The organism is Streptococcus sp. A25 (assembly GCF_043674095.1).
In the GTDB taxonomy this organism is placed as follows: domain Bacteria; phylum Bacillota; class Bacilli; order Lactobacillales; family Streptococcaceae; genus Streptococcus; species Streptococcus suis_V.
Genome location: NZ_JBIMJO010000002.1, coordinates 1 through 22,046 on the forward strand (window position 1 = coordinate 1; position 22,046 = coordinate 22,046).

The window sequence follows — 22,046 nt, forward strand, 5'->3', positions numbered from 1 at the left end:
AACAGACAGCTGAACCAGTTGAAACAGCTGTTTTTTGGCTAGGTTGGGGTGGCTAACTTCATTATAGAACTTTCGTTCTGAGTGAAATCTAACAAAAAATAAAAAAATAGAGATATTTTTCTTGCATTCTAAACTAGACTATGTTATCATAATTGAGGTTTGAAAAAACTGACCTAAGACAGTAGGGGAGCTAGACTCATAAACATCCTACCGAGGCACAAAACGATTATGGATATAAACGTGTTTGTACTTTCGTGTCTAGGTTTAGGTGCGATTTTTTTGTGCCTAGCCCAAAATAAAAACGGAGGTAAACGAAATGTCAGAAGCTATTATCGCTAAAAAAGCGGAATTAGTGAATGCCGTTGCTGAGCAAATGAAAGCTGCAACATCTATCGTTGTGGTTGATGCGCGTGGTTTGACTGTAGAGCAAGATACTGTTCTTCGTCGTAACTTGCGTGGTGCAGAAGTTGAGTATAAAGTTATCAAAAACTCAATCTTGCGTCGTGCTGCTGAGCAAGCTGGTCTTGAAGGTCTTGCAGAATTGTTTGTAGGTCCATCTGCAGTAGCGTTCTCAAACGATGCTGTTGCTCCAGCTAAAACAATTTACGATTTCGCGAAAACTGCTGATGCTCTTGAAATCAAAGGTGGAGCTGTAGAAGGTAAAGTTTCTTCTAAAGAAGAAATCGAAGCACTTGCTACATTGCCAAACCGCGAAGGCATGCTTTCTATGTTGCTTTCAGTACTTCAAGCACCAGTTCGAAACGTTGCATACGCTGTCAAAGCTGTTGCAGAAAAAGAAGACGCAGCTTAATCAAATCGCGTCAGAGCGTAGCTGCTTAGTGCTACAAACTATTTAAAAACCTAAATTGGAGGAAAATCACAATGGCATTGAACATTGAAAACATTATTGCTGAAATTAAAGAAGCTACTATCCTTGAGCTTAACGACCTTGTAAAAGCTATCGAAGAAGAATTTGGTGTAACTGCGGCTGCTCCTGTAGCTGTTGCTGCAGCTGGTGGTGCTGCTGAAGAAGCTAAAGATTCATTCGACGTAGAATTGACATCTGCTGGCGACAAAAAAGTTGGCGTTATCAAAGTTGTACGTGAAATCACAGGTCTTGGCCTTAAAGAAGCTAAAGAACTTGTTGACGGTGCACCAGCTCTTGTTAAAGAAGGCGTTGCAACTGCAGAAGCTGAAGAAATCAAAGCTAAATTGGAAGAAGCTGGCGCTTCAGTTACTCTTAAATAAGAGTCACATCATAATTAGATTGCGGAATCCCTATTTACCAGTCTTTGAGAGCGATAAGCGATTGAAAGAAACTGATAAATTGATTTGGTTTCCTGCCAAAAATCCTGCCAAAAATTCTTTGGCAGGATTTTTGTTTTAATAAATTTTCGGGGGTAGACATTAAATTGTCTGCCCCTTTTTTTGCGTTTTGGAGTTAATTATGCAAAAGAAGGAACAATCATCACGTCAAATGGTGATGTGTCATCTCGCGTCTATCTTGGGAGTTGATATTGAGAAAGCAACTCAGCTAATTGATGAAATGGAACAAGTAGGTTTAATCCGATTTGATGAATTTGGAAATGTTGGAATATTAGTCTTGGAGGGACAATCATGAAACGAATTACAGCTAATCAATATCAGACATCAGAGCGATATTATAAACTCCCTAAAGTTTTGTTTGAGAGTGAACGTTATAATGATATGAAGCTGGAGGTTAAGGTAGCCTACGCGGTTTTAAAAGATCGGTTGGAGTTGTCTTTGAGTAAAGGTTGGATTGATGAAGATGGGGCTATTTTTTTGATTTATTCTAATTCAAATCTGATGGCACTTTTAGGCTGTTCAAAGTCTAAATTACTTTCTATTAAGAAAACTTTACGTGAATATGGCTTAATTGATGAAGTCCAACAGTCCTCTAGCGAAAAAGGTCGTATGGCCAATAAAATTTACTTGGGGGAATTAGAACATGAACCTACCCCAGTCTTAGATTCAAACGGGGCTAGTGTTAAAAAAACACTAGGGGGGTCTCAGAGTAAGACGGGGCCGGTCTTAAATTCAGCCCCTAGTGAGACTGAAGGAAGTGAGACTAAATATAGTGAAACTGAAGGGAATGATTTTCTTATTGAGGACGAGGAGGAGATTCAGCTAGTAGATGACAAACAAGAAGAAAACTTTTCTTCAAAAGTCGATGCTGTGACCAAGTACGATCGAGACTATATTTGGGGTCTGGTTCATGACCAGCTAAGACAGACAGGTCTATCACAGTCGGCTAGTGACTATGCCATGATCTATTTTAGTGATCGTTATCAGTATGCATTGGAACATATGCGATTTGCTCGGTCAGCGGAAGTGATAGCTGAATACGTGTTTAATGGTGTGCTGTCAGAGTGGACCAAGCAACTGAGGCGACAAGAAGTAAAGGGAGGTGATTAAGATGATTTGGTGGATACTAGGTGGAATCTATTTGATTTCTATCATCATTTTGATTGTTGAAATCATCCGTGCACCAGAAATGGATGATCATATATAGGCAAGAGTTTTACAAATCGTAAGGCTCTTTTTTATTTGGAAAGAGAGGAAAAATGAAATTTTTAGATTTATTTGCTGGGATAGGTGGTTTTAGACTAGGAATGGAATCACAGGGCAATGAGTGTTTAGGCTTTTGTGAAATTGATAAATTCGCTAGAACATCCTACAAAGCCATGTTTAATACGGAAGGGGAAATAGAATACCATGACATTAAAGAGGTCACAGACCATGACTTTAGACAATTTAGAGGGCAAGTGGACATCATCTGCGGGGGATTTCCTTGCCAAGCATTTTCACTCGCAGGCAGACGATTGGGATTTGAAGATACTCGAGGGACTCTCTTTTTTGAGATTGCTCGAGCGGCCAAACAAATCCAACCACGTTTTCTATTTTTGGAAAACGTCAAAGGCCTACTCAATCACGACAAGGGACGGACGTTCGCCACAATCCTCTCCACGCTGGATGAATTGGGGTATGATGTCGAATGGCAGGTGCTTAACAGTAAGGACTTCCAAGTGCCCCAAAACAGAGAACGGGTCTTTATTATCGGACATTCTAGAAGATACCGTTCCAGATTCATATTTCCTCTCAGAAGAGAAAACAGCCCAGCTCATCTTGAAAGGCTAGGAAATATCAATCCCTCTAAACGTGGTTTGAATGGTGAAGTCTATCTGACGAGTGGACTTGCTCCTACACTAACAAGAGGTAAAGGAGAGGGTGCAAAAATCGCCATTCCAGTCTTAACACCAGATAGACTAGAAAAACGCCAACATGGTCGTCGATTTAAGGACAATCAAGACCCTATGTTTACTTTGACCAGTCAAGACAGACACGGGGTTGTTGTCGCAGGAAATCTGCCGACTAGCTTTGACCAGACCGGTAGAGTATTTGACATTTCTGGCTTGTCACCGACCTTGACCACCATGCAAGGTGGAGACAAGGTGCCAAAGATTTTGCTGAGGGAGGAGCTGCCATTTCTGAAAATCAAGGAAGCCACAAAAACAGGGTACGCAAAGGCAACTCTTGGAGACTCTGTCAATCTGGCTTATCCAGCCTCAACCAAACGTAGGGGACGTGTGGGAAAGGGAATATCCAATACTCTGACGACTTCAGACAATATGGGAGTGGTGGTTGCTGCTCTGGAATATCGACAGGATAAGTGGTATGAAGTCACAGGCATTGTCTTAGAGGGGAAACTTTATCGCCTGAGAATAAGACGACTGACACCAAGAGAGTGTTTCAGACTTCAAGGCTTTCCTGACTGGGCTTATGAAAGAGCAGAGAGTGTTTCTAGTAAGAGCCAACTATACAAACAGGCCGGCAATAGCGTGACTGTCACAGTTATTGAAGCCATTGCCAGAGAATTTAGAAGAATAGAAGAGGAAGAAAAATATGAACCTACTACATAAGAAAAGTATCTTAGATTGTACTGAATTAGAAGAACGTATTCACCAAGTTGAAACCAATCAGTTATTACAAAAGATACTGTCGCTCCCCAATTTTGATTGTGACTTTGAGGTGACTTTTGAAGATGATTACCACAAAGAGATGAATGACCCCCTATTCTACGAATCCAATCTTCATCGGATTTCGGATTTTATGGAAACTAGGGATATTAAAAATGGTGTAGATACACTATTGACGAAAGACAATCACCTGGCCTTTCGTGCCTTTGGTGAAAATTATTCTGCTAGAGGAAAGGATGGCATTTTAACGACTTTAGTGACGGTCAAGTGCTTTGGTGAAGGACGGATGCCCATTGATATGAGTCGCTATTTCTCAACTCTTGAACAAACAGTTGAAAATAGCCTAACCCTATAAGGAGGAGCCTATGATTGAGGTATATCTAGGAAATAATGCCAATACAAATCAAGATTTACTAACTATTTTGACGACCTATGGTGTGACTTATCGTTGTATAAAAGCGTGTGATGTAAACCGTGAAATCTTACTGTCACTCTTTGCGAAAACCACGGATTGTTTTGAGTTGCTGTCGCCACGATTTCTTTGCTTTAAGCGTCAATATTCGATAAGTTTGAATGAGATGATTCAGCTTATTCTCCAAAAGCCAGACCAAAACCTTCGTTTGCCACTCATTGTCTGTCAGAATCATGTCTATCCAGCTATTGGGCTAGACGAAGTGAGAACCTTTCTTCCCAGACAGGTAAAAGAAGAACTGTTTCAGGCCAGTCTGATGAAACAAGTGACAGGGTAGGTGTGAAGATGAATGAACGATTTTGGGACAATTTAGAAATCATTCTGGCAGAAAAAGAACTCACTTGGGCAGAACTAGCTCGCAAAGTATTCCAAGGTCAATATGTTTATCCAAGTGAGTTTAATCGCCTCTATCAAAAATTACGGCATTACAAATCCAATCGTCTAATGCCACAAACAAGGTGGGTTGAGCGAATTGTTATAGTCTTAGATATTGATTATGAAGATTTATTCAAGAGGTGACTATGATAAGGATAGTGTTGTATTATCTAGCCATACAGCTTAACGGTCTTCTTGTGAGTTTATACCTGCATGACTATATGACGATTAAGGTCTTAATCCTGCTACAAATGCTTCTTTTAGGTGTAGCTTGTCTAGAGATTACTCATCACAAAACTATTCAATCAAAAAATATGACCATACAAAATCGCCTAAGATGGTTGCTTCTTGGTTTTGCGTGTATGGTTGCTTTTGCAGTCTTTATCAGTTTTCTATTTCCAGCTCAGACTAGGAATCAAGAGGTATTGGTAGAAGTTGGAAAGCAGGTTCCCCATCTTATCTTTTTATTGTTTTTGGTTAATGCAAGTGTTCTTGAAGAGGTAGTTTATAGGCAACTGCTGTGGGAAAACTTGACATTCCCTTTTGTACAAATAGGAGTGACCAGTTTTCTCTTTGCTCTAGCCCATGGTCCTATTCAGTTCGGGAGTTGGCTCATCTATAGCTGTCTTGGCTTGACCCTGGCTGTTGTTCGATTGAAAGCTGATTGTATGACGGCAATCGCCTTACATTTACTTTGGAATAGTTTGGCTTATGTCGTAACTTTCTTGTGATACCAAAATCAAGAGTGCTTCCGTATTATGGAAGCACCTTATGTTTGATAGGGAATCGAAAAAAAGAGGAGGTCACCATGTCATCTGAACAACAAGAACGTCAAGCGATGCAATACGTGGAAAGAAGTAGTTTATTGACAGTTAGAACCCTCTTAAAGCTCTTAGGGTGGTCGGCTAGGCAAGCCTTGGCTCAAGATTCAGCTTATAAGATTGGGGTTCAAAAACTGGAAGAACTCCTTCAAAGCCCTTACGTCATTGAAGCGATTGATGTTAGTAAAGACATTCTAGATAAGCCAATCGATGTGGAGAAATTTAAGGAGTTGATGGAGTCAGAAAAACTGCCAATCGCAATTAGTTGGCAAAAAGACTATCTCTACTTTTATTCCAAGGATAAGACCTTGCTCGATCATCACTTGGATGAATTGTTGAAGAAACTGATGTCTAATCCAGAGAAGCTAGAAGGTTTAACCTTTGATAAAACCTTGGACCAAGAGATAGAACTGGCCAAAGAGAAAATTAGAGTGACAGAACCTTCGGCAGTCAAAACCAAGGAGGTGACCTTGTAATGTATTCCAGGCAAAAAGCATTTGTTTTTGGACTCTTGGGTCTCGCCTTTGGCTATTTCTGCCATCGTCTAACCCTACTCTATGATAGTTTAACCAATGCCCCACCTATGGAACGTTTTGCCTACCTCTTAGGAGGGGGGTTAAATCAGGTTTTCAATCCTTTATGGCTATTTTCCTTTACTCAAAAATCTCTTCTTGCCTTTATCCTTGGGGTTCTAACGATGACAATAGTCTATCTTTATGTATCGACAGGACAGAAGGTCTATCGAGAAGGGGAAGAATACGGTTCTGCACGATTTGGAACCAGTAAGGAAAAGCGGAACTTTTACAGTAAGAATCCTTTCAATGACACGATTTTGGCTCGTGATGTTCGTCTAACCTTGTTGGAAAAGAAGAAACCCCAGTTTGACCGAAATAAAAATTTGATTGTCATTGGGGGTTCTGGGGCAGGCAAGACCTTTCGATTTGTTAAACCCAACCTTATCCAACTTAATTGTTCCAATATTGTCGTAGATCCGAAAGACCATTTGGCTGAGAAGACAGGTAAACTCTTTTTAGAAAACGGTTATCAGGTCAAGGTTTTAGACTTGGTTAATATGACCAATTCGGACGGTTTTAATTCCTTTCGTTATGTAGAAACAGAGAATGATTTGAACCGCATGTTAACGGTCTATTTTAATAATACCAAAGGAAATGGTTCACGCAGTGATCCATTTTGGGACGAGGCTTCCATGACATTGGTGAGAGCTATTGCCTCTTACTTGGTGGATTTTTACAATCCACCAGGAAGTTCCAAGCAAGAGCAGGAAGCAAGACGTAAGCGTGGCCGTTATCCAGCCTTTTCTGAGATTGGGAAACTCATCAAACTCTTATCAAAAGGAGATAAACAGGACAAAAGTGTTCTTGAAGTCCTGTTTGAAGATTACGCTAAAAAATACGGTCACGAGAACTTTACCATGCGAAACTGGGCGGATTTCCAAAACTATAAGGATAAGACCTTGGATTCGGTGATTGCGGTCACAACAGCTAAATTTGCCCTTTTTAATATCCAATCGGTGATTGATTTGACGCAAAGAGACACTATGGATTTGAAAACGTGGGGCACTCAAAAGACCATGGTCTATCTTGTTATTCCAGATAATGACACTACCTTTCGTTTCCTATCTGCTTTATTTTTCTCTACGGTTTTCTCCACTTTGACCAGGCAGGCTGATGTTGACTTTAAAGGGCAACTGCCGATTCATGTTAGAAGCTATCTGGATGAGTTTGCGAATGTCGGAGAAATCCCAGACTTTGCCGAACAAACCTCAACAGTTCGCTCTAGAAACATGAGCTTAGTTCCAATCTTGCAAAATATTGCTCAACTCCAAGGACTTTATAAGGAAAAAGAGGCTTGGAAAACTATACTGGGGAACTGTGACAGCCTCCTCTATTTGGGTGGAAATGACGAGGAAACTTTCAAATTTATGAGTAGTCTTCTAGGCAAACAAACCGTTGATGTCAGAAGCACCAGTCGTTCTTTTGGGCAGACTGGTTCAAGTTCGACCTCTCACCAGAAAATTGCCCGTGACTTGATGACGGCTGATGAAGTAGGGAATATGAAACGAGATGAGTGCCTCGTACGCATTGCAGGGATTCCTGTTTTTCGAACCAAGAAATATTTTCCACTCAAACATAAGAATTGGAAATGGCTTGCGGATAAGGAATCTGATGAACGCTGGTGGCACTATCACATCGATCCCCTAATCGCTGAGGATGAAGTAGATTTGTCAGGTCATAGAATTAGGGATTTAAGCACAGAAACGACACTACATTAATAGAAATGAGGAATTATATGAATCAAAAACTATCAGGCTTTGTTTATGGAGTGGACGCCAGCTCCATGTTCTCCCAGGCTATGTCTCTATTACAAAAAGGCTTAATTGCAGTAGGAGCCTTTCTTGTTGTCATGGGCATTATCAACCTTTCAACCAACATTAAAGATGGTGGGCCAGGTGTCCGAAATGCTATTCTAGAAATTGTTGGTGGGGTCATGGTGGGAGCCGCTGGTGCTTTTGTGACTCAGATTACCATTTAGGGGAGGACAGCACATGACATGATAATGAATTTTACGTCACCTTTTGTATTTCTAGCCTCTGAAAAAGTATCTAGCGACAGCCTTTTTGAAGGGTTTCAAGTGGATTTAGAATCAACCGCCAACTTGGTTAAGTCACTAGCGGACTTTAATCCGACGGTGTGGTCTTACATGACAGCCATTACCAAGGGGATTATGCAGCCCTTGGGAGTAGCTATTCTTGCGGTTGTTCTCGTACTCGAATTTTCAAAAATGGCCAAGAAAATCGCAAACTCAGGTGGTGCAATGACCTTCGAAGCCATGGCACCTATGATTGTCAGCTACATCATGGTCGCGGTCGTGATTACCAATACGACGGTTATTGTGGAAGCCATTATTGCCCTTGCCTCTTATGTTATTGAACAAGTGGCAAGTCTTGTCACGAATGGTGGTGCTAATTACGATACCATCTCAGGCATTAAGGGATCTGGAATTGTAGGAAAAATGATTATTGGCTTTTTTGCGATTCTCATTTGGTTGGTACGAATGGCCAGCATCATGGTTGTCAATATCTTGATTACCATTCGCTTTATCCAACTCTATCTGATGATTCCTTTTGCCCCTGTTACCATTCCGACCTTCCTTAGTGATGACTGGAGAAGTGTTGGGATTGGTTACCTTAAAAACATCATGGTCTATGCCGTTCAAGGTATTTTGATTTTTCTAATTGTATCTCTTGTTCCCTTGTTTGAATCGGCTGGAAAGATTGCCGTATCAAATGGAGCTGGAGTTATGGAATCACTCGCCATTATGTTTGGTGGCTTGGTACAGGCCATATTGTTAATCATTGCCTTGGTTGGCAGTCAACGGACCGCCCGAAGTATTTTGGGGATGTAGGAGGATGGGAGTAAATTGCCCGCCTCCTCTTTTTATAGCTTACATAGATTGGAGAACATTTATGAACACTCGTGTCTTTAAGGACATCTCAAAGGTTCAACACAGGGCATGGCTAGGATTTACAACTAGACAGGTTATTTTTGTATTTCCAGCCGTCGCCATAACCATTTTGGTATTGGGTTTGAACCTATTTTACTGGCAATTTGGGGATTGGTTTGTCTATGGTTTTGTTTTTAGCTTCACCATTCCACTCATGTTATTTGGAGTCTATCGCCCCAATGACTTACCATTTGAAACCTATCTCAGGTACCGATTTCATTATGAACTAACGGTGCCAGACCGTACAATAACTGGAAGAAAAGGAGACCAACGTGAAAAAATTAAAACACTCAATGAAACCAAAGACCTCTTCTAATGACAAAAAGCAAAAGACGAAAGCACAGAAGCAGGAGATCAGACCTTCTACCGTAAATACGTTAGCTTATCAAGGACTTTTTCAAAATGGCCTTATGCAGGTCAGTCCAAGTTATTTCTCACAAACCTATCTCTTAGGAGATGTCAATTATCAAACAGTTGGCTTAGATGATAAAGGAGCTATAGTTGAAAAATATTCCGATTTAATCAATTCACTGGATGATAAGACCAATTTCCAACTGACCATTTTCAATCAAAAGGTCAATTTGGAAAAATTCCGTAAGAGTATTCTCTATCCCTTACAGGAAGATGGGTTTGATGCTTATCGTGATGAATTGAACCGCATGATGGATGCCAACTTAGAGGCGGGTGAGAACAACTTTTCGGCTGTCAAGTTTCTTTCATTTGGCAAGAGCGACCAAACACCAAAACTAGCTTTTCGTTCTCTGTCTCAAATTGGAGAATATTTCAAGAGTGGCTTTTCTGAGATTGATGTGTCTCTTGGTCTGCTTGGTGGAGAGGAGCGAGTGAATGTCCTTGCGGATATGTTACGAGGTGAAAATCATTTACCGTTCTCTTACAAGGATTTGACCCTGTCAGGTCAATCCACCAAACACTTTATGGCCCCAACCTACCTTTCCTTTAAACACAAGAATCATATTGAATTGGACGATCGATTATTACAGATTGTCTATGTTCGTGACTATGGTATGGAGCTAGGGGATAAATTTATTCGTGACCTCATGCAGTCAGATTTGGAAGTGATGATTAGCCTACATGCTAAAGGCTCCACCAAGTCTGAAACCATGACCAAGCTACGAACCAAGAAAACCTTGATGGAATCGCAAAAGATTGGGGAACAACAAAAGATGGCTCGGACAGGCATCTATTTGGAGAAGGTCGGCCATGTTCTTGAAAACAATATCGATGAAGCGGAAGCTCTTCTTCAAACCATGACCCAAACAGGAGATAAACTGTTTGACACCGTATTTCTAATTGGCGTGCTGGCGGATACTGAAGACCAACTCAAACAATCTCTTGATATTATCAAGCAAGTGGCAGGGTCTAATGATATGATTATCGATAACTTGACCTATATGCAAGAAGCTGCATTTAATAGTCTCTTGCCATTTGGGAAGAACTATCTTGAAGGTGTTTCTCGGTCTCTATTGACTTCAAACATTGCCGTGAATGCACCTTGGACTTCCGTTGATATTCAGGACAAGGGTGGGAAATTTTATGGCATCAATCAAATCTCAAGTAATATCATCAGTATTGACCGTGGTAAGTTAAATACTCCGTCAGGTTTGATTTTAGGGACTTCTGGAGCTGGCAAAGGGATGGCGACAAAACACGAAATCATCTCTACTAAGCTCAAGGAAGCAGATAGTGATACTGAAATTATTATTGTTGACCCAGAAAATGAGTATAGTATTATCGGTCAAGCCTTTGGTGGGGAGAGTATTGATATTGCTCCAGATTCCACTACCTTCTTAAATGTCTTAGATTTATCAGATGAGAATATGGATGAGGATCCAGTTAAGGTCAAGTCCGAATTTCTCTTATCTTGGATTGGGAAGCTCTTGGATCGCAAAATGGATGGTCGTGAAAAATCCTTGATTGACCGTGTGACACGACTCACCTATAAGCATTTTAACACACCGTCCCTGGTCGAATGGGTCTTTGTCTTAGCTCAACAACCTGAACAGGAAGCTAAGGACTTGGCACTGGATATGGAACTCTATGTGGAAGGGTCGCTGGACATATTTTCACATCGGACCAATATTAAAACAGACAGTCATTTCCTGATTTACAATGTCAAAAAGTTAGGCGATGAATTAAAACAGATTGCCCTCATGGTTATCTTTGACCAGATTTGGAATCGGGTGGTCAAAAACCAAAAGCTAGGTAAGAAGACCTGGATTTACTTTGATGAAATGCAGCTACTCTTATTGGACAAATATGCCTCTGATTTCTTCTTTAAACTTTGGAGTCGTGTCCGTAAGTATGGGGCGATACCGACAGGCATTACTCAGAATGTAGAAACTCTTCTTTTGGATGCCAACGGCAGACGCATTATTGCCAATAGCGAGTTCATGATTCTTTTAAAACAGGCTAAGAGCGATCGAGAAGAATTGGTGCATATGCTTGGACTTTCCAAGGAACTGGAGAAATACTTGGTCAATCCTGAAAAAGGTGCTGGGCTAATCAAGGCCGGTTCAACCGTTGTTCCATTTAAAAATAAGATTCCACAACACACCAAGCTCTTTGACATCATGAGTACGGACCCTGAAAAAATGAGGACATGAGATGAAAGAGGATAAAAAGCTAGTCAAACAGGCTAGGCAAAACTTTCGAAGCAACTTAAAATCGGCCCGTATACATTATCGGAAAGAAGTTAGGACCTTAAGACAGACTGTTCCTAAAAAAGGAAGATTTCGAAAACCAGCCCAAAATTCTCTTTTTCAAGATAAGAAAATAGAGTTAAAAGAAAATCTACTCAGTAGCCAAAAGGAAGCAGAAGAGAAGTTCCTAAAAGAAATTACCTATGTTTCTCCTAAACTGTTGAAGGTAAAGGAAATCAAGAACTATCGACTTCCGCAAGCTCAAGAACGTTTGCGGACGGCAAGAAAACATCTGTCAGAAGTGAAACTAAGTGAGAAACAGCAGGTAGTTAATCCCAAGTTTACTTTCCAAAAAGAAAATCCTTCCCTGAAGTCTCGCTTTCAGTTTCACCAAGAAAAATCATTTGATCGACTCAGTGCAGAAAAAGACGTAAGTTCTGCCAAGCGTGAGGTTAAACAACTCAAGAAAGTCCAAAAGACTAAGAAAAACTCTACCAAAGTCAAAGTTGGATTAGGCTTAGTTGCATCTGAATCGCTTGACTTGGTGGCACAGGATGATGATTTAGAAGGTTTTAGAACCTTAAAGGATACTAGTTTGAAAGCCAGACGCTATGGCAGGTTTACCTATCAAGCTGGTAAAGTGGCGGTGAAAAGTGGACAGACTGGTGTGCGTTATACAAAGACGAAAGTGGCTCATGGAAAGGAACGATTCCAGAACTTCAAAAAGGGAAAAGGATTCACACGCCAGAAACATTTTAAACCACAAAGACGCTACCAAACCTTTTTAGAGCATGCCAGAAAGCACAGTCTAGCAGGAGTTAAGGGGATTGCCCAAGCCATTAAGGGAAGTCTGACCTTCTTTTCTGCAATTGCGGGAAATCCTTTGACTTGGATTGTCTCAGGCCTTCTCTTGATACTCCTTTTGATGATGAGCTTTTTCATGAGTGTCTCAGGTAGTAGTGTCATTCAACAAGATGAAATAGAATTGAGTAAGAGTTATACCCACATGACGTTGGAAGATGCGGAACATACAAGAACCAACGAAAAGGGAATTACCTTTTACACTAAGATTGATGAGGTCATGGTTTACATGAATCATCAATACCAAGACTATAAGCTTGACGATTTCATGGAAGCAGGTGGTGTGACCTACAAAGCGTTTCTCAGTCAAGTGTGGACAGACTTAAATGGTGGAGATTCTATTAAATCCATGTCTGACTTATATAAAGAACCTGCTTACAAGCTGTCTGATGAGGACCAGGAAGAGTTAAAGGAGTTGACAGAAGGAGGCAACTATCTAGCCCTTCAAGAATTGGACAATCCCTTTCAGGGACAGACCGATGAGGATAGCTTAAGCATGACCTACCGATATGGTTATGAGGTCATTGATGAGAAACCAACGCTTCATCACCATATCATCTTAGAAGCAAAAGAAGGTCAAGTCATTGTGTCTCCGATGGATGGCAAGGTATCTCTTGATGGAGAGAATGTTATTTTGACATCTGGTAAGGGAGTGAATAAGACTAAACTAACCTTGTTTGGCATTCATTCAGGCCGAGTGAGCGAAAATCAACAAGTCTTGGCAGGAGACATTATTGGTCAAACCAAGGACGGAACGGGTCTAAAAGTCACCTATCAAAAGGTTGATGATGACACGGATAAGTTGGTCTATGTCAATCCAGCTTTCTACTTTCCAAAAGTAATCCAGGTTCAGACCACTATTCTTCCAACTATCGGTCAGTTTGGCGGCGATGAGTTCGAGAGAGCCAAGGCAATTTATGACTATCTTAAAAGCAAAGGTGCGACAAATCAAGCTATAGCAGCTATTTTAGGAAATTGGTCGGTAGAATCCTCTATTAATCCCAAGCGTGCAGAGGGCGACTATCTATCTCCCCCTATTGGTGCGACAGACAGTTCGTGGGATGATGAGGGCTGGCTCTCACTCAATGGTCCAACTATATACAATGGACGTTACCCAAATATTCTTAAACGTGGTTTAGGCTTAGGCCAATGGACAGATACCGCAGATGGGTCACGCAGACATACTTTATTGTTGGAATATGCCAAAGGAAAAAATCTAAAGTGGTATGACTTAGGGTTACAACTGGATTTCATGATGCATGGGGATAGTCCTTATTACACCAACTGGTTAAAGGACTTCTTCAAAAATTCAGGAAGTCCAGCTAGTCTTGCCCAACTCTTTCTCATTTACTGGGAAGGAAATTCAGGGGATAAGCTACTTGAGCGTCAGACACGAGCAAGTGAGTGGTATTACCAAATTGAAAAAGGCTTTAGTCAACCCAACGGTGGGACTGCACAAAGCGATCCAAAAGCACTTGAAGCTGTACGAGGAGACCTTTTTGAGAACTCTATTCCAGGAGGTGGTGACGGTATGGGATATGCCTACGGCCAATGTACTTGGGGAGTCGCAGCCCGTATCAACCAACTGGGTCTAAAACTTAAAGGTAAAAATGGTGAGAAGATTCCAATTATCAGTACAATGGGCAATGGCCAAGATTGGGTACGAACAGCCGCAAGTCTCGGTGGAGAGACAGGGACAAGTCCACAAGCAGGAGCTATCCTTTCCTTTGCGGGAGGAGGACATGGCACACCAACAGAATACGGACATGTGGCTTTTGTGGAGAAAGTCTACCCAGATGGCTCATTCCTTATCTCCGAAACCAACTATAATGGCAATCCAAACTACACCTTCCGTAAATTATCTGGAGTGGATAGTAGCTTGAGTTTTGCTTATACGACGAAATAAAAAAGGATATGCTAACAAAATGTATAAATGTTAGCATATCCTTTTTGTTTTTGGTCACTATTAATCAGAATTTTATAGAAATAAGAACTGCTATGAGACGAATCATCTCATCAAGAACATCTGCAAGGGAAATCCCCTTTGTATAGCTATATTTTTTCGAATAATTTTGCCATTGTTTATTCTGAATAGGGTCAGATTTGAACCTCTCGAGTAGTTCAATAATCTTTTCAAAATCGAGTTCTGTTTCGCGATAGGAAAATGTTCTCTGACAGGCATTTTTCAACTGAATGAAGTCAATATCTTCTTTCTTTAGTTTTGATAGAATATAAACATCATAAAAATCTTTGCTTCTGCTGTTCAAGAAATTACGTGAATAGATGGTTTGAAGTTTCTCAGCTAGAATTGTTTCAATTGTATAAGCAATGATTGGAAAATTGTCTTCATCAAAAATAGCTTTATAGTCGTATGTAATAGGCTGAGGAGTTACAACATCGCCTGTCGCAATATCCAAATGGATAACTTGTTTAATATTCTCAAGTTGGCACGAAATTGTTGCTCGATAGCCACCATAGTCATCACTTTCTTTAATAGCTGTGATTGATTGAATCACAAAAGATATACCTTCTTCGGAATCTGCTAAAATTTCCTTGAGTTGCTGTTTAACAGTTTCTTCTGATAGTGTTATTTGATGGAATAAAAAGTCAATATCAACAGTGCTACGAGATTCAACTCCGATGACATTCGAAAGTAGGAATCCTCCTTTGAAGATATAGTGATTTGAATAGGTACTCTGACTTAATTTTTTCAAAATCACTTCAAGAAAGTAATAGGTCATCACGGAATTAAAGGTTAAACCAGTATTCTTTGATATTTTATGACAGAGTGCTGTTAATTTAGCTTTGTTCATATTAGAACCTCCAGAGTTTGTTTAACTTTTTCTAAAGTATTCATTTTTGTCGCATATTCATAGAGTTTTGCTAGATTTTTTTTAGGATAGTTCCCATAAGATTGAAGTGTCTTGACAAAGAGTTCGGAATCAATCTTTTCTCGATGTATTACAAAATCACAAATAATACGTTCAAAATCATATACCCTTACGTTGTTTCCCATAGGAGTAGGTACAGTAGTCATTCCCAGCTCGCTGTATTCTTTAGAGACAAAGTGAATATTTAGATTAGCTGGAGGAGTATTAAAGCGGTAGCCTCTAGGAACTGTCACATCAAAATATTGTGGAATTTCATCTGTAAACTGTTGTAGATACAGTGCCGAAATATAAGAGAAAATAGCCTTAGGAAAACGATATTGAAAGAAGTAGTATTCATCATAGTCTCCGTTTTGGGTTAGGAAAATACCTTTTTCAACTCGGAAGATAATGCCTTCTTTCTCTAGTCTTGTCAGATATATTGTTGGAATACCTAGTGCTTTACAATCTTTGTTTGTGACAATTCCATTGTTCTTTTCTATAAAATCGAGTAGAATCTCTTTTTTTGACATACGGCCCCCACTTGTTGCTTTTACACTACAATTTTACAACATTTGTAGTGTAAAAGCAACATTTTCTTTTCCCTCATTTTATTGTGATAACAAAATCAAGCCTTCTTTTTTATGATGGTATTGAACTTGGGCTACGAGCTGTACAAAAAAGAGAGTTTCTCCTAGAACGGAAAGTTCTTCGTCAAAACTCCTATTTTTGTCGTGCTCGCTTAACGCCCTCGTATCTAATAAAGAGTGACAGTTTGTTGCTACAGAAAAAAGAAAAGAAGGACACTTTATGACCAAAACATGTAATCATCACTTTCTTGTCAATCAGGAAAAAGGCGAGAAACACGTCTTTCGCAAGAGTAAAAAATACCGTACTCTATGTTCGGTTGCCCTTGGAACCATGGTGACCGCTGTTGTTGCTTGGGGAGGTACGGTTGCACATGCTGATGAAGTCACACCATCCGTTGATACAACCATGCAACGAACAGGGAATCCAGCCACCAATTTACCAGAGGCTCAACCAAGTCCAGTTTCTGAACAAACAAATAGCCTAGATTCAACTGGACAATCTAATGGTGCCATTGCTGTCACCGTACCACACGATACGGTAACACAAGCAGTTGAGCAAGCAAATGCTGAAGGTGTTTCTACGGTTGAAGATAGTCCAATGGATTTGGGAAATACGACATCTGCGGCAGAAACTAACCAACAAATTTCTAAAGCAGAAGCAGATGCCCAAAAACAAGTTGAGGTTATCAATGAAGTTACTGAAACCTACAAAGCTGATAAAGCAACATATGAATCGAATAAAGCCCGCATTGAACAAGAAAACAAGGAGCTGTCACAGGCCTACGAAGGTGCCAACCAAACTGGGAAGGAGACAAATGCTTGGGTTGATACCAAGGTCAATGACCTAAAATCTCAGTATGCAGATGCTGATGTGACAGTAAAAGAACAAGTAGTCTCATCAGGAAACGGAACATCTGTACTGGACTATACAAACTATGGCAAGGCTGTTGAAACTATTCAATCAACTAACGAACAAGCTGTAGCGGATTATCTAACAAAGAAAACCAAGGCAGATGATATTGTTGCGAAAAATCAGGTCATTCAAAAAGAGAATGCGGCTGGACTTGCTAAGGCAAAGGCAGATAATGAAGCCATTGAAAGGCGTAATCAGGCAGGTCAAGCAGCTGTTGATGCTGAAAACCGTGCAGGTCAAGCCGCAGTAGATCAAGCTAATCAGGAGAAACAACAATTAGTTTCAGATCGTGCAGCCGAGATTGAAGCTATCACAAAACGTAATCAAGAAAAAGAAGCCGCAGCCAGAAAAGAAAATGAAGTGATTGATGCCTACAATACCAAAGAAATGGAACGCTATCAACGTGACTTGGCCGAGATTTCGAAAGGTGAAGAAGGTTATATTTCTGAAGCCCTTGCTCAAGCCCTCAATCTCAATAACGGTGAACCCCAAGCACAACATGGAGCAATTACCCGAAATCCTAATCAAATCATTTCAACTGGCGATGCCATGCTGGGTGGCTACTCAAGAATATTGGATTCAACAGGATTCTTTGTCTATGATAGCTTCAAAACAGGTGAGACCCTTAGTTTTAACTATCAAAATCTTCAAAATGCACGATTTGATGGTAAAAAGATTAGTCGAGTGACTTACGATATTACCAACCTTGTATCACCAGCTGGAACCGATGCCGTGAAATTGGTTGTACCAAACGATCCCACAGAGGGCTTTATTGCCTATCGAAATGACGGAAACGGTGACTGGCGAACAGACAAGATGGAGTTTCGTGTAGTTGCTAAGTATTTTTTGGAAAACGGCTCACAAGTTACCTTCTCCAAAGAAAAACCAGGTGTCTTCACACATTCTTCCCTCAATCATAATGACATTGGTCTAGAATATGTTAAAGATTCATCTGGGAAATTTGTGCCAATCAATGGTTCAACCGTTCAAGTGACTAATGAAGGTCTAGCACGTTCTTTGGGTTCCAACCGTGCTAGTGATTTGAATTTACCTGAGGAATGGGATACCACATCAAGTCGTTATGCTTATAAAGGAGCTATTGTCTCAACAGTTACATCAGGTAATACCTACACAGTAACCTTTGGCCAAGGCGATATGCTACAGAATGTTGGCTTGTCATACTGGTTCGCCTTAAATACCCTACCAGTTGCACGTACAGTAACACCGTATAGTCCCAAACCTCATGTAGCGGTGGAACTTGAACCCGTTCCAGAACCTATTACGGTAACACCAGATGTCTTTACTCCAAAAACCTTTACACCTGAAAAGCCTGTGACCTTCACGCCAAAGCCTTTGGAAGAAGTAGTGCAGCCTAGTCTAACTTTGACCAAGGTAAACTTACCTGTTAAACCTATTCCAAAAGAACTTCCAACGCCACCACAAGTTCCGACTGTCCATTATCATGCGTACCGTTTGACGACAACTCCAGAGATTATGAAAGAAGTAGTCAATAGTGACCAAGCTAATCTTCATGAGAAAACTGTCGCAAAAGATTCAACGGTGATTTATCCCTTAACAGTTGATGCCTTATCGCCCAATCGTGCCCAAACGACTAGTCTTATTTTTGAGGACTACTTGCCTGCTGGTTACCTATTTGATAAGGAAACAACACAAAAAGAGAATGGAAACTATGTCCTTAGCTTTGATGAGACTAAGAATTTTGTGACCTTAACTGCAAAGGAAAACTTGTTGCAGGAGGTAAATAAAGATTTAACCAAGGTATATCAACTGACCGCTCCAAAACTCTATGGTTCTATTCAAAATGATGGGGCAACCTATTCCAATAGTTACAAACTCCTTTTGAACAAGGGCACAACCAATGCTTACACAGTCACTTCGAATGTTGTAACGGTTCGTACACCAGGTGATGGGGAGACAACCACGCTCATTACACCAGATAAAAACAATGAAAATGCGGACGGTGTCCTCATTAATGACACGGTCGTAGCCCTTGGCACAACCAACCACTACCGATTGATTTGGGATTTGGACCAGTATAAGGGAGATCGTTCTGCAAAAGAGACAATTGCACGAGGCTTCTTCTTTGTGGACGATTACCCAGAGGATGTGCTTGATGTGGTGGAAAATGGGACGGCTGTTACAACCCTTGACGGTCAGAAGGTATCAGGAATTACGGTTAAAAATTATGCTTCCCTAAATGAAGCCCCTAAAGACCTTCAAGATAAATTAGCTCGTGCTAAGATTACACCGACAGGTGCCTTTCAAGTCTTTTTGCCGGATGACAACCAAGCCTTTTATGACCAGTATGTTCAAACAGGAACTTCTTTAGTTCTTTTGACCAAAATGACGGTTAAAGATATTCTCTATGGTCAAACTAATACCTATACAAACAAGGCTTATCAAGTTGATTTTGGAAATGGCTATGAAACCAAGGAAGTGACCAACACCCTTGTTTCTCCAGAACCCAAGAAACAAAACCTAAACAAGGATAAAGTGGATATCAACGGGAAGCCCATGCTAGTGGGAACTCAAAATCACTATACTCTCTCATGGGACTTGGACCAATACCGAGGGATTAAAGCAGACAACACTCAGATTGCACAAGGTTTTTACTTTGTGGATGATTATCCAGAACAAGCTTTATTGCCAGATGAAGCAGCTATTCAGTTTGTCACATCTGATGGCAAAACAGTTTCAGGAATCACGGTGAAGGCTTATTCTCAATTATCAGAAGCTCCTAAAACGCTACAAGCAGCCCTTTCGAAACAAAAAATTCAGCCTAAAGGAGCTTTTCAAGTTTTTATGCCTGAGGACCCACAAGCCTTTTTTGAATCTTATGTGACCAAGGGAGAGAATATTACCATTGTCACTCCGATGACGGTTTTGGAAACCATGCTTAATTCAGGGAAGTCTTATGAAAACGTGGCCTATCAGGTGGATTTTGGCCAAGCTTATGAAACCAATACGGTGACTAATTTCGTCCCTAAAGTAACTCCACATAAGTCTAATACCAATCAAGAAGGCATTTTAATTGATGGAAAGACTGTCCTTCCGAATACAGTCAATTATTACAAAATTGTCTTGGATTACAGTCAATACAAGGACATGGTCGTGACGGATGATGTTCTTGCCAAGGGATTTTACATGGTAGACGATTACCCAGAAGAAGCCCTTACCCTAAATCCTGATGGCATTCAAGTTTTGGATAAGGATGGCAATCGTGTATCTGGTATCTCTGTCAGCACCTACGCTAGTTTGTCAGAAGCTCCGAAAGTCGTCCAAGATGCCATGGTTAAACGTCAGTTTACACCTAAAGGAGCCATTCAAGTTCTTAGTAGCGATGATTCAAAAGCCTTTTATGATACCTATGTGAAGACTGGTCAAACCTTAGTTGTCACGCTTCCGATGACGGTAAAAAATGAGTTGACCAAAACAGGTGGTCAGTATGAAAATACAGCCTATCAGATTGATTTTGGTTTGGCCTATGTCACGGAAACAGTGGTTAATAATGTTCCAAAATTAGACCCACAAAAAGATGTGGTGATCGACTTGTCTCATAAAGATGACAGCCTTGACGGGAAAGAAGTGGCCTTGCATCAAACCTTTAACTATCGCTTGGTTGGAGCATTGATTCCAAGTAATCGTGCGACTGATTTATTTGAATATGGTTTTGAAGATAACTATGATGAAAAGCATGATGAGTATAATGGTGTTTATCGCAGCTATCTGATGACGGATGTCATCCTCAAAGACGGTTCTGTCTTAAAAGAGGGGACAGAAGTCACGAAATATACCTTGCAACAGGTGGATACAGAAAATGGCCTAGTGTCAATTTCATTTGATAAATCCTTCTTAGAGACTATATCTGATGATTCAGCTTTTCAGGCAGATGTTTACCTGCAGATGAAACGGATTGCGGCTGGTCAGGTGGAGAATACCTACCTTCATACAGTGAATGGCTATGTCATTAGCTCAAATACAGTTGTAACACATACACCTCAACCTGAAGAACCAAGTCCAAATCAACCCACACCACCTCAACCACCAATTGAGACTATTGAACCGCCTGTTCCAGCAAGCATTTTGCCAAATACAGGGGAACAGGAATCCCTTTTGGGCTTGATTGGAGCTGGTATTCTACTTGGTACTGCTTATGGACTGAAGAAAAAGGAGGAGAAGTAGATGAATCCAAAAACTATTTATGAAAAGGATTCAGACCAAGATGGCTTGACAGATGCTCAGGAACTGGCTTTGGGAACCAATCCGCAGTCTGTTGACACAGATGGTGATGGTCAAGCTGATTTAGAGGAGCTACAATCTGGACATTCACCACTAGTCCCACAAAAGGAGTTGTGTGATGGCTTGGAACTTTGACACCATGAAAGAGGCTTTGTCTGAAATGGAGAAGGTCGATTACCAAGAGTTTATCAAGGCCTTTCTCTCTTTGGAATTAAGTATTTCTGATAGAACAATCCTCAATCAGGTTTATCAAGATTATATGGATGAAGATGACCTATCCTTGATTAGTGATGAGCTACGAGTTAAAGTGGATAGTTATCAGGATGAAGTACAGGCAGATATGACTGACATTCTAGAAAAGTTGTACCGAACAGGGGAAGGCTCTAGTTTTATTATGGATCTGATGTCATCAAATAGTCTTTCAGACACCTTGGAACAGTATGAGGTTTTGGATAGTGACGATTATTCACCACTTAGCCTTGAAACCTTACAGGACATGATTCAACAGGACTTGGCTATTTCCAGTCAGGATTATTTTGGAGATTTGGTTCACCTTGCCTTGCAAAAAGATTTACTAGACCAGAAAAGTCATTTCTTACAACACTATGTGGCAACTGTAATGGAAGGTATTCCACAAGAAAGAGACCAACGAGCCTTGGTCCTAGATTAACGCAAAGGGCTGAGAAAAACTCTCAGCCCTTTTA

Annotated in this window: 21 protein-coding genes and 1 other annotated feature; of the genes, 19 read left to right on the forward strand and 2 right to left on the reverse strand. The window is 40.6% G+C overall.

The window, feature by feature from the left end:
* Positions 1–154 precede the first annotated feature (154 nt).
* Positions 155–289, forward strand: a sequence feature (ribosomal protein L10 leader region).
* 27 nt (positions 290–316) lie between these two features.
* The 16 genes from rplJ to ACHBID_RS00990 all read left to right on the forward strand — a co-directional run bounded on the left by rplJ (position 317) and on the right by ACHBID_RS00990 (position 14,618).
* On the forward strand, positions 317–811 hold the full coding sequence (gene rplJ, locus ACHBID_RS00915; protein ID WP_002936486.1) for a 50S ribosomal protein L10: 495 nt from the start codon (positions 317–319) through the stop codon (positions 809–811).
* A 71-nt stretch (positions 812–882) separates the two neighbouring features.
* Positions 883–1,248, forward strand: a complete 366-nt coding sequence (gene rplL / locus ACHBID_RS00920; protein WP_105138695.1) for a 50S ribosomal protein L7/L12 — start codon at positions 883–885, stop codon at positions 1,246–1,248.
* A gap of 199 nt (positions 1,249–1,447) precedes the next feature.
* Entirely contained in the window at positions 1,448–1,621 is a 174-nt protein-coding gene (locus ACHBID_RS00925; protein ID WP_136628773.1) for a hypothetical protein, read from the forward strand.
* Positions 1,618–2,436 (forward strand): replication initiator protein A, encoded by an 819-nt coding sequence (locus ACHBID_RS00930; protein WP_394731392.1) that lies wholly within the window; start codon positions 1,618–1,620, stop codon positions 2,434–2,436. Before ACHBID_RS00925 ends, ACHBID_RS00930 begins: the two co-directional genes overlap by 4 nt.
* Before the next feature lie 149 nt (positions 2,437–2,585).
* Entirely contained in the window at positions 2,586–3,941 is a 1,356-nt protein-coding gene (gene dcm, locus ACHBID_RS00935; RefSeq protein ID WP_394731393.1) for a DNA (cytosine-5-)-methyltransferase, read from the forward strand.
* On the forward strand, positions 3,925–4,353 hold the full coding sequence (locus ACHBID_RS00940; RefSeq protein WP_074411556.1) for a hypothetical protein: 429 nt from the start codon (positions 3,925–3,927) through the stop codon (positions 4,351–4,353). The genes dcm and ACHBID_RS00940 overlap by 17 nt, the downstream gene beginning before the upstream one ends.
* 10 nt (positions 4,354–4,363) lie before the next feature.
* Entirely contained in the window at positions 4,364–4,747 is a 384-nt protein-coding gene (locus tag ACHBID_RS00945) for a hypothetical protein (protein ID WP_394731394.1), read from the forward strand.
* A gap of 8 nt (positions 4,748–4,755) precedes the next feature.
* Positions 4,756–4,989 carry a transcriptional regulator gene (locus ACHBID_RS00950; RefSeq protein ID WP_394731395.1) on the forward strand — a complete coding sequence of 78 codons (234 nt, stop codon included), beginning with the start codon at positions 4,756–4,758 and terminating at the stop codon, positions 4,987–4,989.
* 2 nt (positions 4,990–4,991) lie between these two features.
* Entirely contained in the window at positions 4,992–5,576 is a 585-nt protein-coding gene (locus ACHBID_RS00955; protein WP_394731396.1) for a CPBP family intramembrane glutamic endopeptidase, read from the forward strand.
* A 77-nt stretch (positions 5,577–5,653) separates the two neighbouring features.
* On the forward strand, positions 5,654–6,142 hold the full coding sequence (locus tag ACHBID_RS00960) for a hypothetical protein (RefSeq protein ID WP_394731397.1): 489 nt from the start codon (positions 5,654–5,656) through the stop codon (positions 6,140–6,142).
* Positions 6,142–7,959 carry a VirD4-like conjugal transfer protein, CD1115 family gene (locus ACHBID_RS00965; RefSeq protein WP_172087176.1) on the forward strand — a complete coding sequence of 606 codons (1,818 nt, stop codon included), beginning with the start codon at positions 6,142–6,144 and terminating at the stop codon, positions 7,957–7,959. The genes ACHBID_RS00960 and ACHBID_RS00965 overlap by 1 nt, the downstream gene beginning before the upstream one ends.
* Positions 7,960–7,976: 17 nt before the next feature.
* Complete coding sequence (locus tag ACHBID_RS00970; protein ID WP_001072171.1) at positions 7,977–8,219, forward strand: hypothetical protein; 243 nt, start codon at positions 7,977–7,979, stop codon at positions 8,217–8,219.
* 18 nt (positions 8,220–8,237) lie between these two features.
* Complete coding sequence (locus ACHBID_RS00975; RefSeq protein WP_012775518.1) at positions 8,238–9,092, forward strand: conjugal transfer protein TrbL; 855 nt, start codon at positions 8,238–8,240, stop codon at positions 9,090–9,092.
* A 61-nt stretch (positions 9,093–9,153) separates the two neighbouring features.
* Entirely contained in the window at positions 9,154–9,507 is a 354-nt protein-coding gene (locus ACHBID_RS00980; RefSeq protein ID WP_394731398.1) for a PrgI family protein, read from the forward strand.
* Positions 9,464–11,815 (forward strand): VirB4-like conjugal transfer ATPase, CD1110 family, encoded by a 2,352-nt coding sequence (locus ACHBID_RS00985; protein WP_394731399.1) that lies wholly within the window; start codon positions 9,464–9,466, stop codon positions 11,813–11,815. Before ACHBID_RS00980 ends, ACHBID_RS00985 begins: the two co-directional genes overlap by 44 nt.
* 1 nt (position 11,816) lies before the next feature.
* The gene (locus ACHBID_RS00990; protein ID WP_394731400.1) at positions 11,817–14,618 is read left to right on the forward strand and encodes a phage tail tip lysozyme; all 2,802 of its coding nucleotides are present in this window, start codon (positions 11,817–11,819) and stop codon (positions 14,616–14,618) included.
* Between the two features lie 64 nt (positions 14,619–14,682).
* Here the strand turns inward: ACHBID_RS00990 and ACHBID_RS00995 are convergent, their stop codons facing one another.
* The gene (locus ACHBID_RS00995) at positions 14,683–15,525 is read right to left on the reverse strand and encodes a nucleotidyl transferase AbiEii/AbiGii toxin family protein (RefSeq protein ID WP_394731401.1); all 843 of its coding nucleotides are present in this window, start codon (positions 15,523–15,525) and stop codon (positions 14,683–14,685) included.
* Positions 15,522–16,112 (reverse strand): type IV toxin-antitoxin system AbiEi family antitoxin domain-containing protein, encoded by a 591-nt coding sequence (locus ACHBID_RS01000; RefSeq protein ID WP_000037239.1) that lies wholly within the window; start codon positions 16,110–16,112, stop codon positions 15,522–15,524. The genes ACHBID_RS00995 and ACHBID_RS01000 overlap by 4 nt, the downstream gene beginning before the upstream one ends.
* 277 nt (positions 16,113–16,389) lie before the next feature.
* Between ACHBID_RS01000 and ACHBID_RS01005 the strand changes: the two genes are divergently transcribed.
* From ACHBID_RS01005 to ACHBID_RS01015, 3 genes are read left to right on the forward strand one after another with little or no spacing between them, the layout of a single operon-like run.
* Entirely contained in the window at positions 16,390–21,285 is a 4,896-nt protein-coding gene (locus tag ACHBID_RS01005; protein WP_394731402.1) for an SspB-related isopeptide-forming adhesin, read from the forward strand.
* Positions 21,286–21,477: a calcium-binding protein gene (locus tag ACHBID_RS01010; protein ID WP_001068448.1), complete on the forward strand. Its 192-nt coding sequence runs from the start codon at positions 21,286–21,288 to the stop codon at positions 21,475–21,477.
* Positions 21,461–22,012, forward strand: coding sequence for a hypothetical protein (locus ACHBID_RS01015; protein ID WP_394731403.1), 552 nt, complete (start codon positions 21,461–21,463; stop codon positions 22,010–22,012). The genes ACHBID_RS01010 and ACHBID_RS01015 overlap by 17 nt, the downstream gene beginning before the upstream one ends.
* Positions 22,013–22,046 lie beyond the last annotated feature (34 nt).

Bases quoted from the DNA above. Each gene is read 5' to 3' on its own strand.
- ACHBID_RS00990 (WP_394731400.1), top strand. From the start codon at position 11,817: ATGAAAGAGGATAAAAAGCTAGTCAAACAGGCTAGGCAAAACTTTCGA.
- ACHBID_RS00925 (WP_136628773.1), top strand. From the start codon at position 1,448: ATGCAAAAGAAGGAACAATCATCACGTCAAATGGTGATGTGTCATCTC.
- ACHBID_RS00975 (WP_012775518.1), top strand. From the start codon at position 8,238: ATGATAATGAATTTTACGTCACCTTTTGTATTTCTAGCCTCTGAAAAA.
- ACHBID_RS00995 (WP_394731401.1), bottom strand. From the start codon at position 15,525: ATGAACAAAGCTAAATTAACAGCACTCTGTCATAAAATATCAAAGAAT.
- ACHBID_RS00955 (WP_394731396.1), top strand. From the start codon at position 4,992: ATGATAAGGATAGTGTTGTATTATCTAGCCATACAGCTTAACGGTCTT.
- ACHBID_RS01015 (WP_394731403.1), top strand. From the start codon at position 21,461: ATGGCTTGGAACTTTGACACCATGAAAGAGGCTTTGTCTGAAATGGAG.
- ACHBID_RS00945 (WP_394731394.1), top strand. From the start codon at position 4,364: ATGATTGAGGTATATCTAGGAAATAATGCCAATACAAATCAAGATTTA.
- ACHBID_RS00980 (WP_394731398.1), top strand. From the start codon at position 9,154: ATGAACACTCGTGTCTTTAAGGACATCTCAAAGGTTCAACACAGGGCA.
- ACHBID_RS00970 (WP_001072171.1), top strand. From the start codon at position 7,977: ATGAATCAAAAACTATCAGGCTTTGTTTATGGAGTGGACGCCAGCTCC.
- dcm (WP_394731393.1), top strand. From the start codon at position 2,586: ATGAAATTTTTAGATTTATTTGCTGGGATAGGTGGTTTTAGACTAGGA.
- ACHBID_RS01010 (WP_001068448.1), top strand. From the start codon at position 21,286: ATGAATCCAAAAACTATTTATGAAAAGGATTCAGACCAAGATGGCTTG.
- ACHBID_RS00965 (WP_172087176.1), top strand. From the start codon at position 6,142: ATGTATTCCAGGCAAAAAGCATTTGTTTTTGGACTCTTGGGTCTCGCC.
- rplL (WP_105138695.1), top strand. From the start codon at position 883: ATGGCATTGAACATTGAAAACATTATTGCTGAAATTAAAGAAGCTACT.
- rplJ (WP_002936486.1), top strand. From the start codon at position 317: ATGTCAGAAGCTATTATCGCTAAAAAAGCGGAATTAGTGAATGCCGTT.
- ACHBID_RS00940 (WP_074411556.1), top strand. From the start codon at position 3,925: ATGAACCTACTACATAAGAAAAGTATCTTAGATTGTACTGAATTAGAA.
- ACHBID_RS00960 (WP_394731397.1), top strand. From the start codon at position 5,654: ATGTCATCTGAACAACAAGAACGTCAAGCGATGCAATACGTGGAAAGA.
- ACHBID_RS00930 (WP_394731392.1), top strand. From the start codon at position 1,618: ATGAAACGAATTACAGCTAATCAATATCAGACATCAGAGCGATATTAT.
- ACHBID_RS01005 (WP_394731402.1), top strand. From the start codon at position 16,390: ATGACCAAAACATGTAATCATCACTTTCTTGTCAATCAGGAAAAAGGC.
- ACHBID_RS01000 (WP_000037239.1), bottom strand. From the start codon at position 16,112: ATGTCAAAAAAAGAGATTCTACTCGATTTTATAGAAAAGAACAATGGA.
- ACHBID_RS00950 (WP_394731395.1), top strand. From the start codon at position 4,756: ATGAATGAACGATTTTGGGACAATTTAGAAATCATTCTGGCAGAAAAA.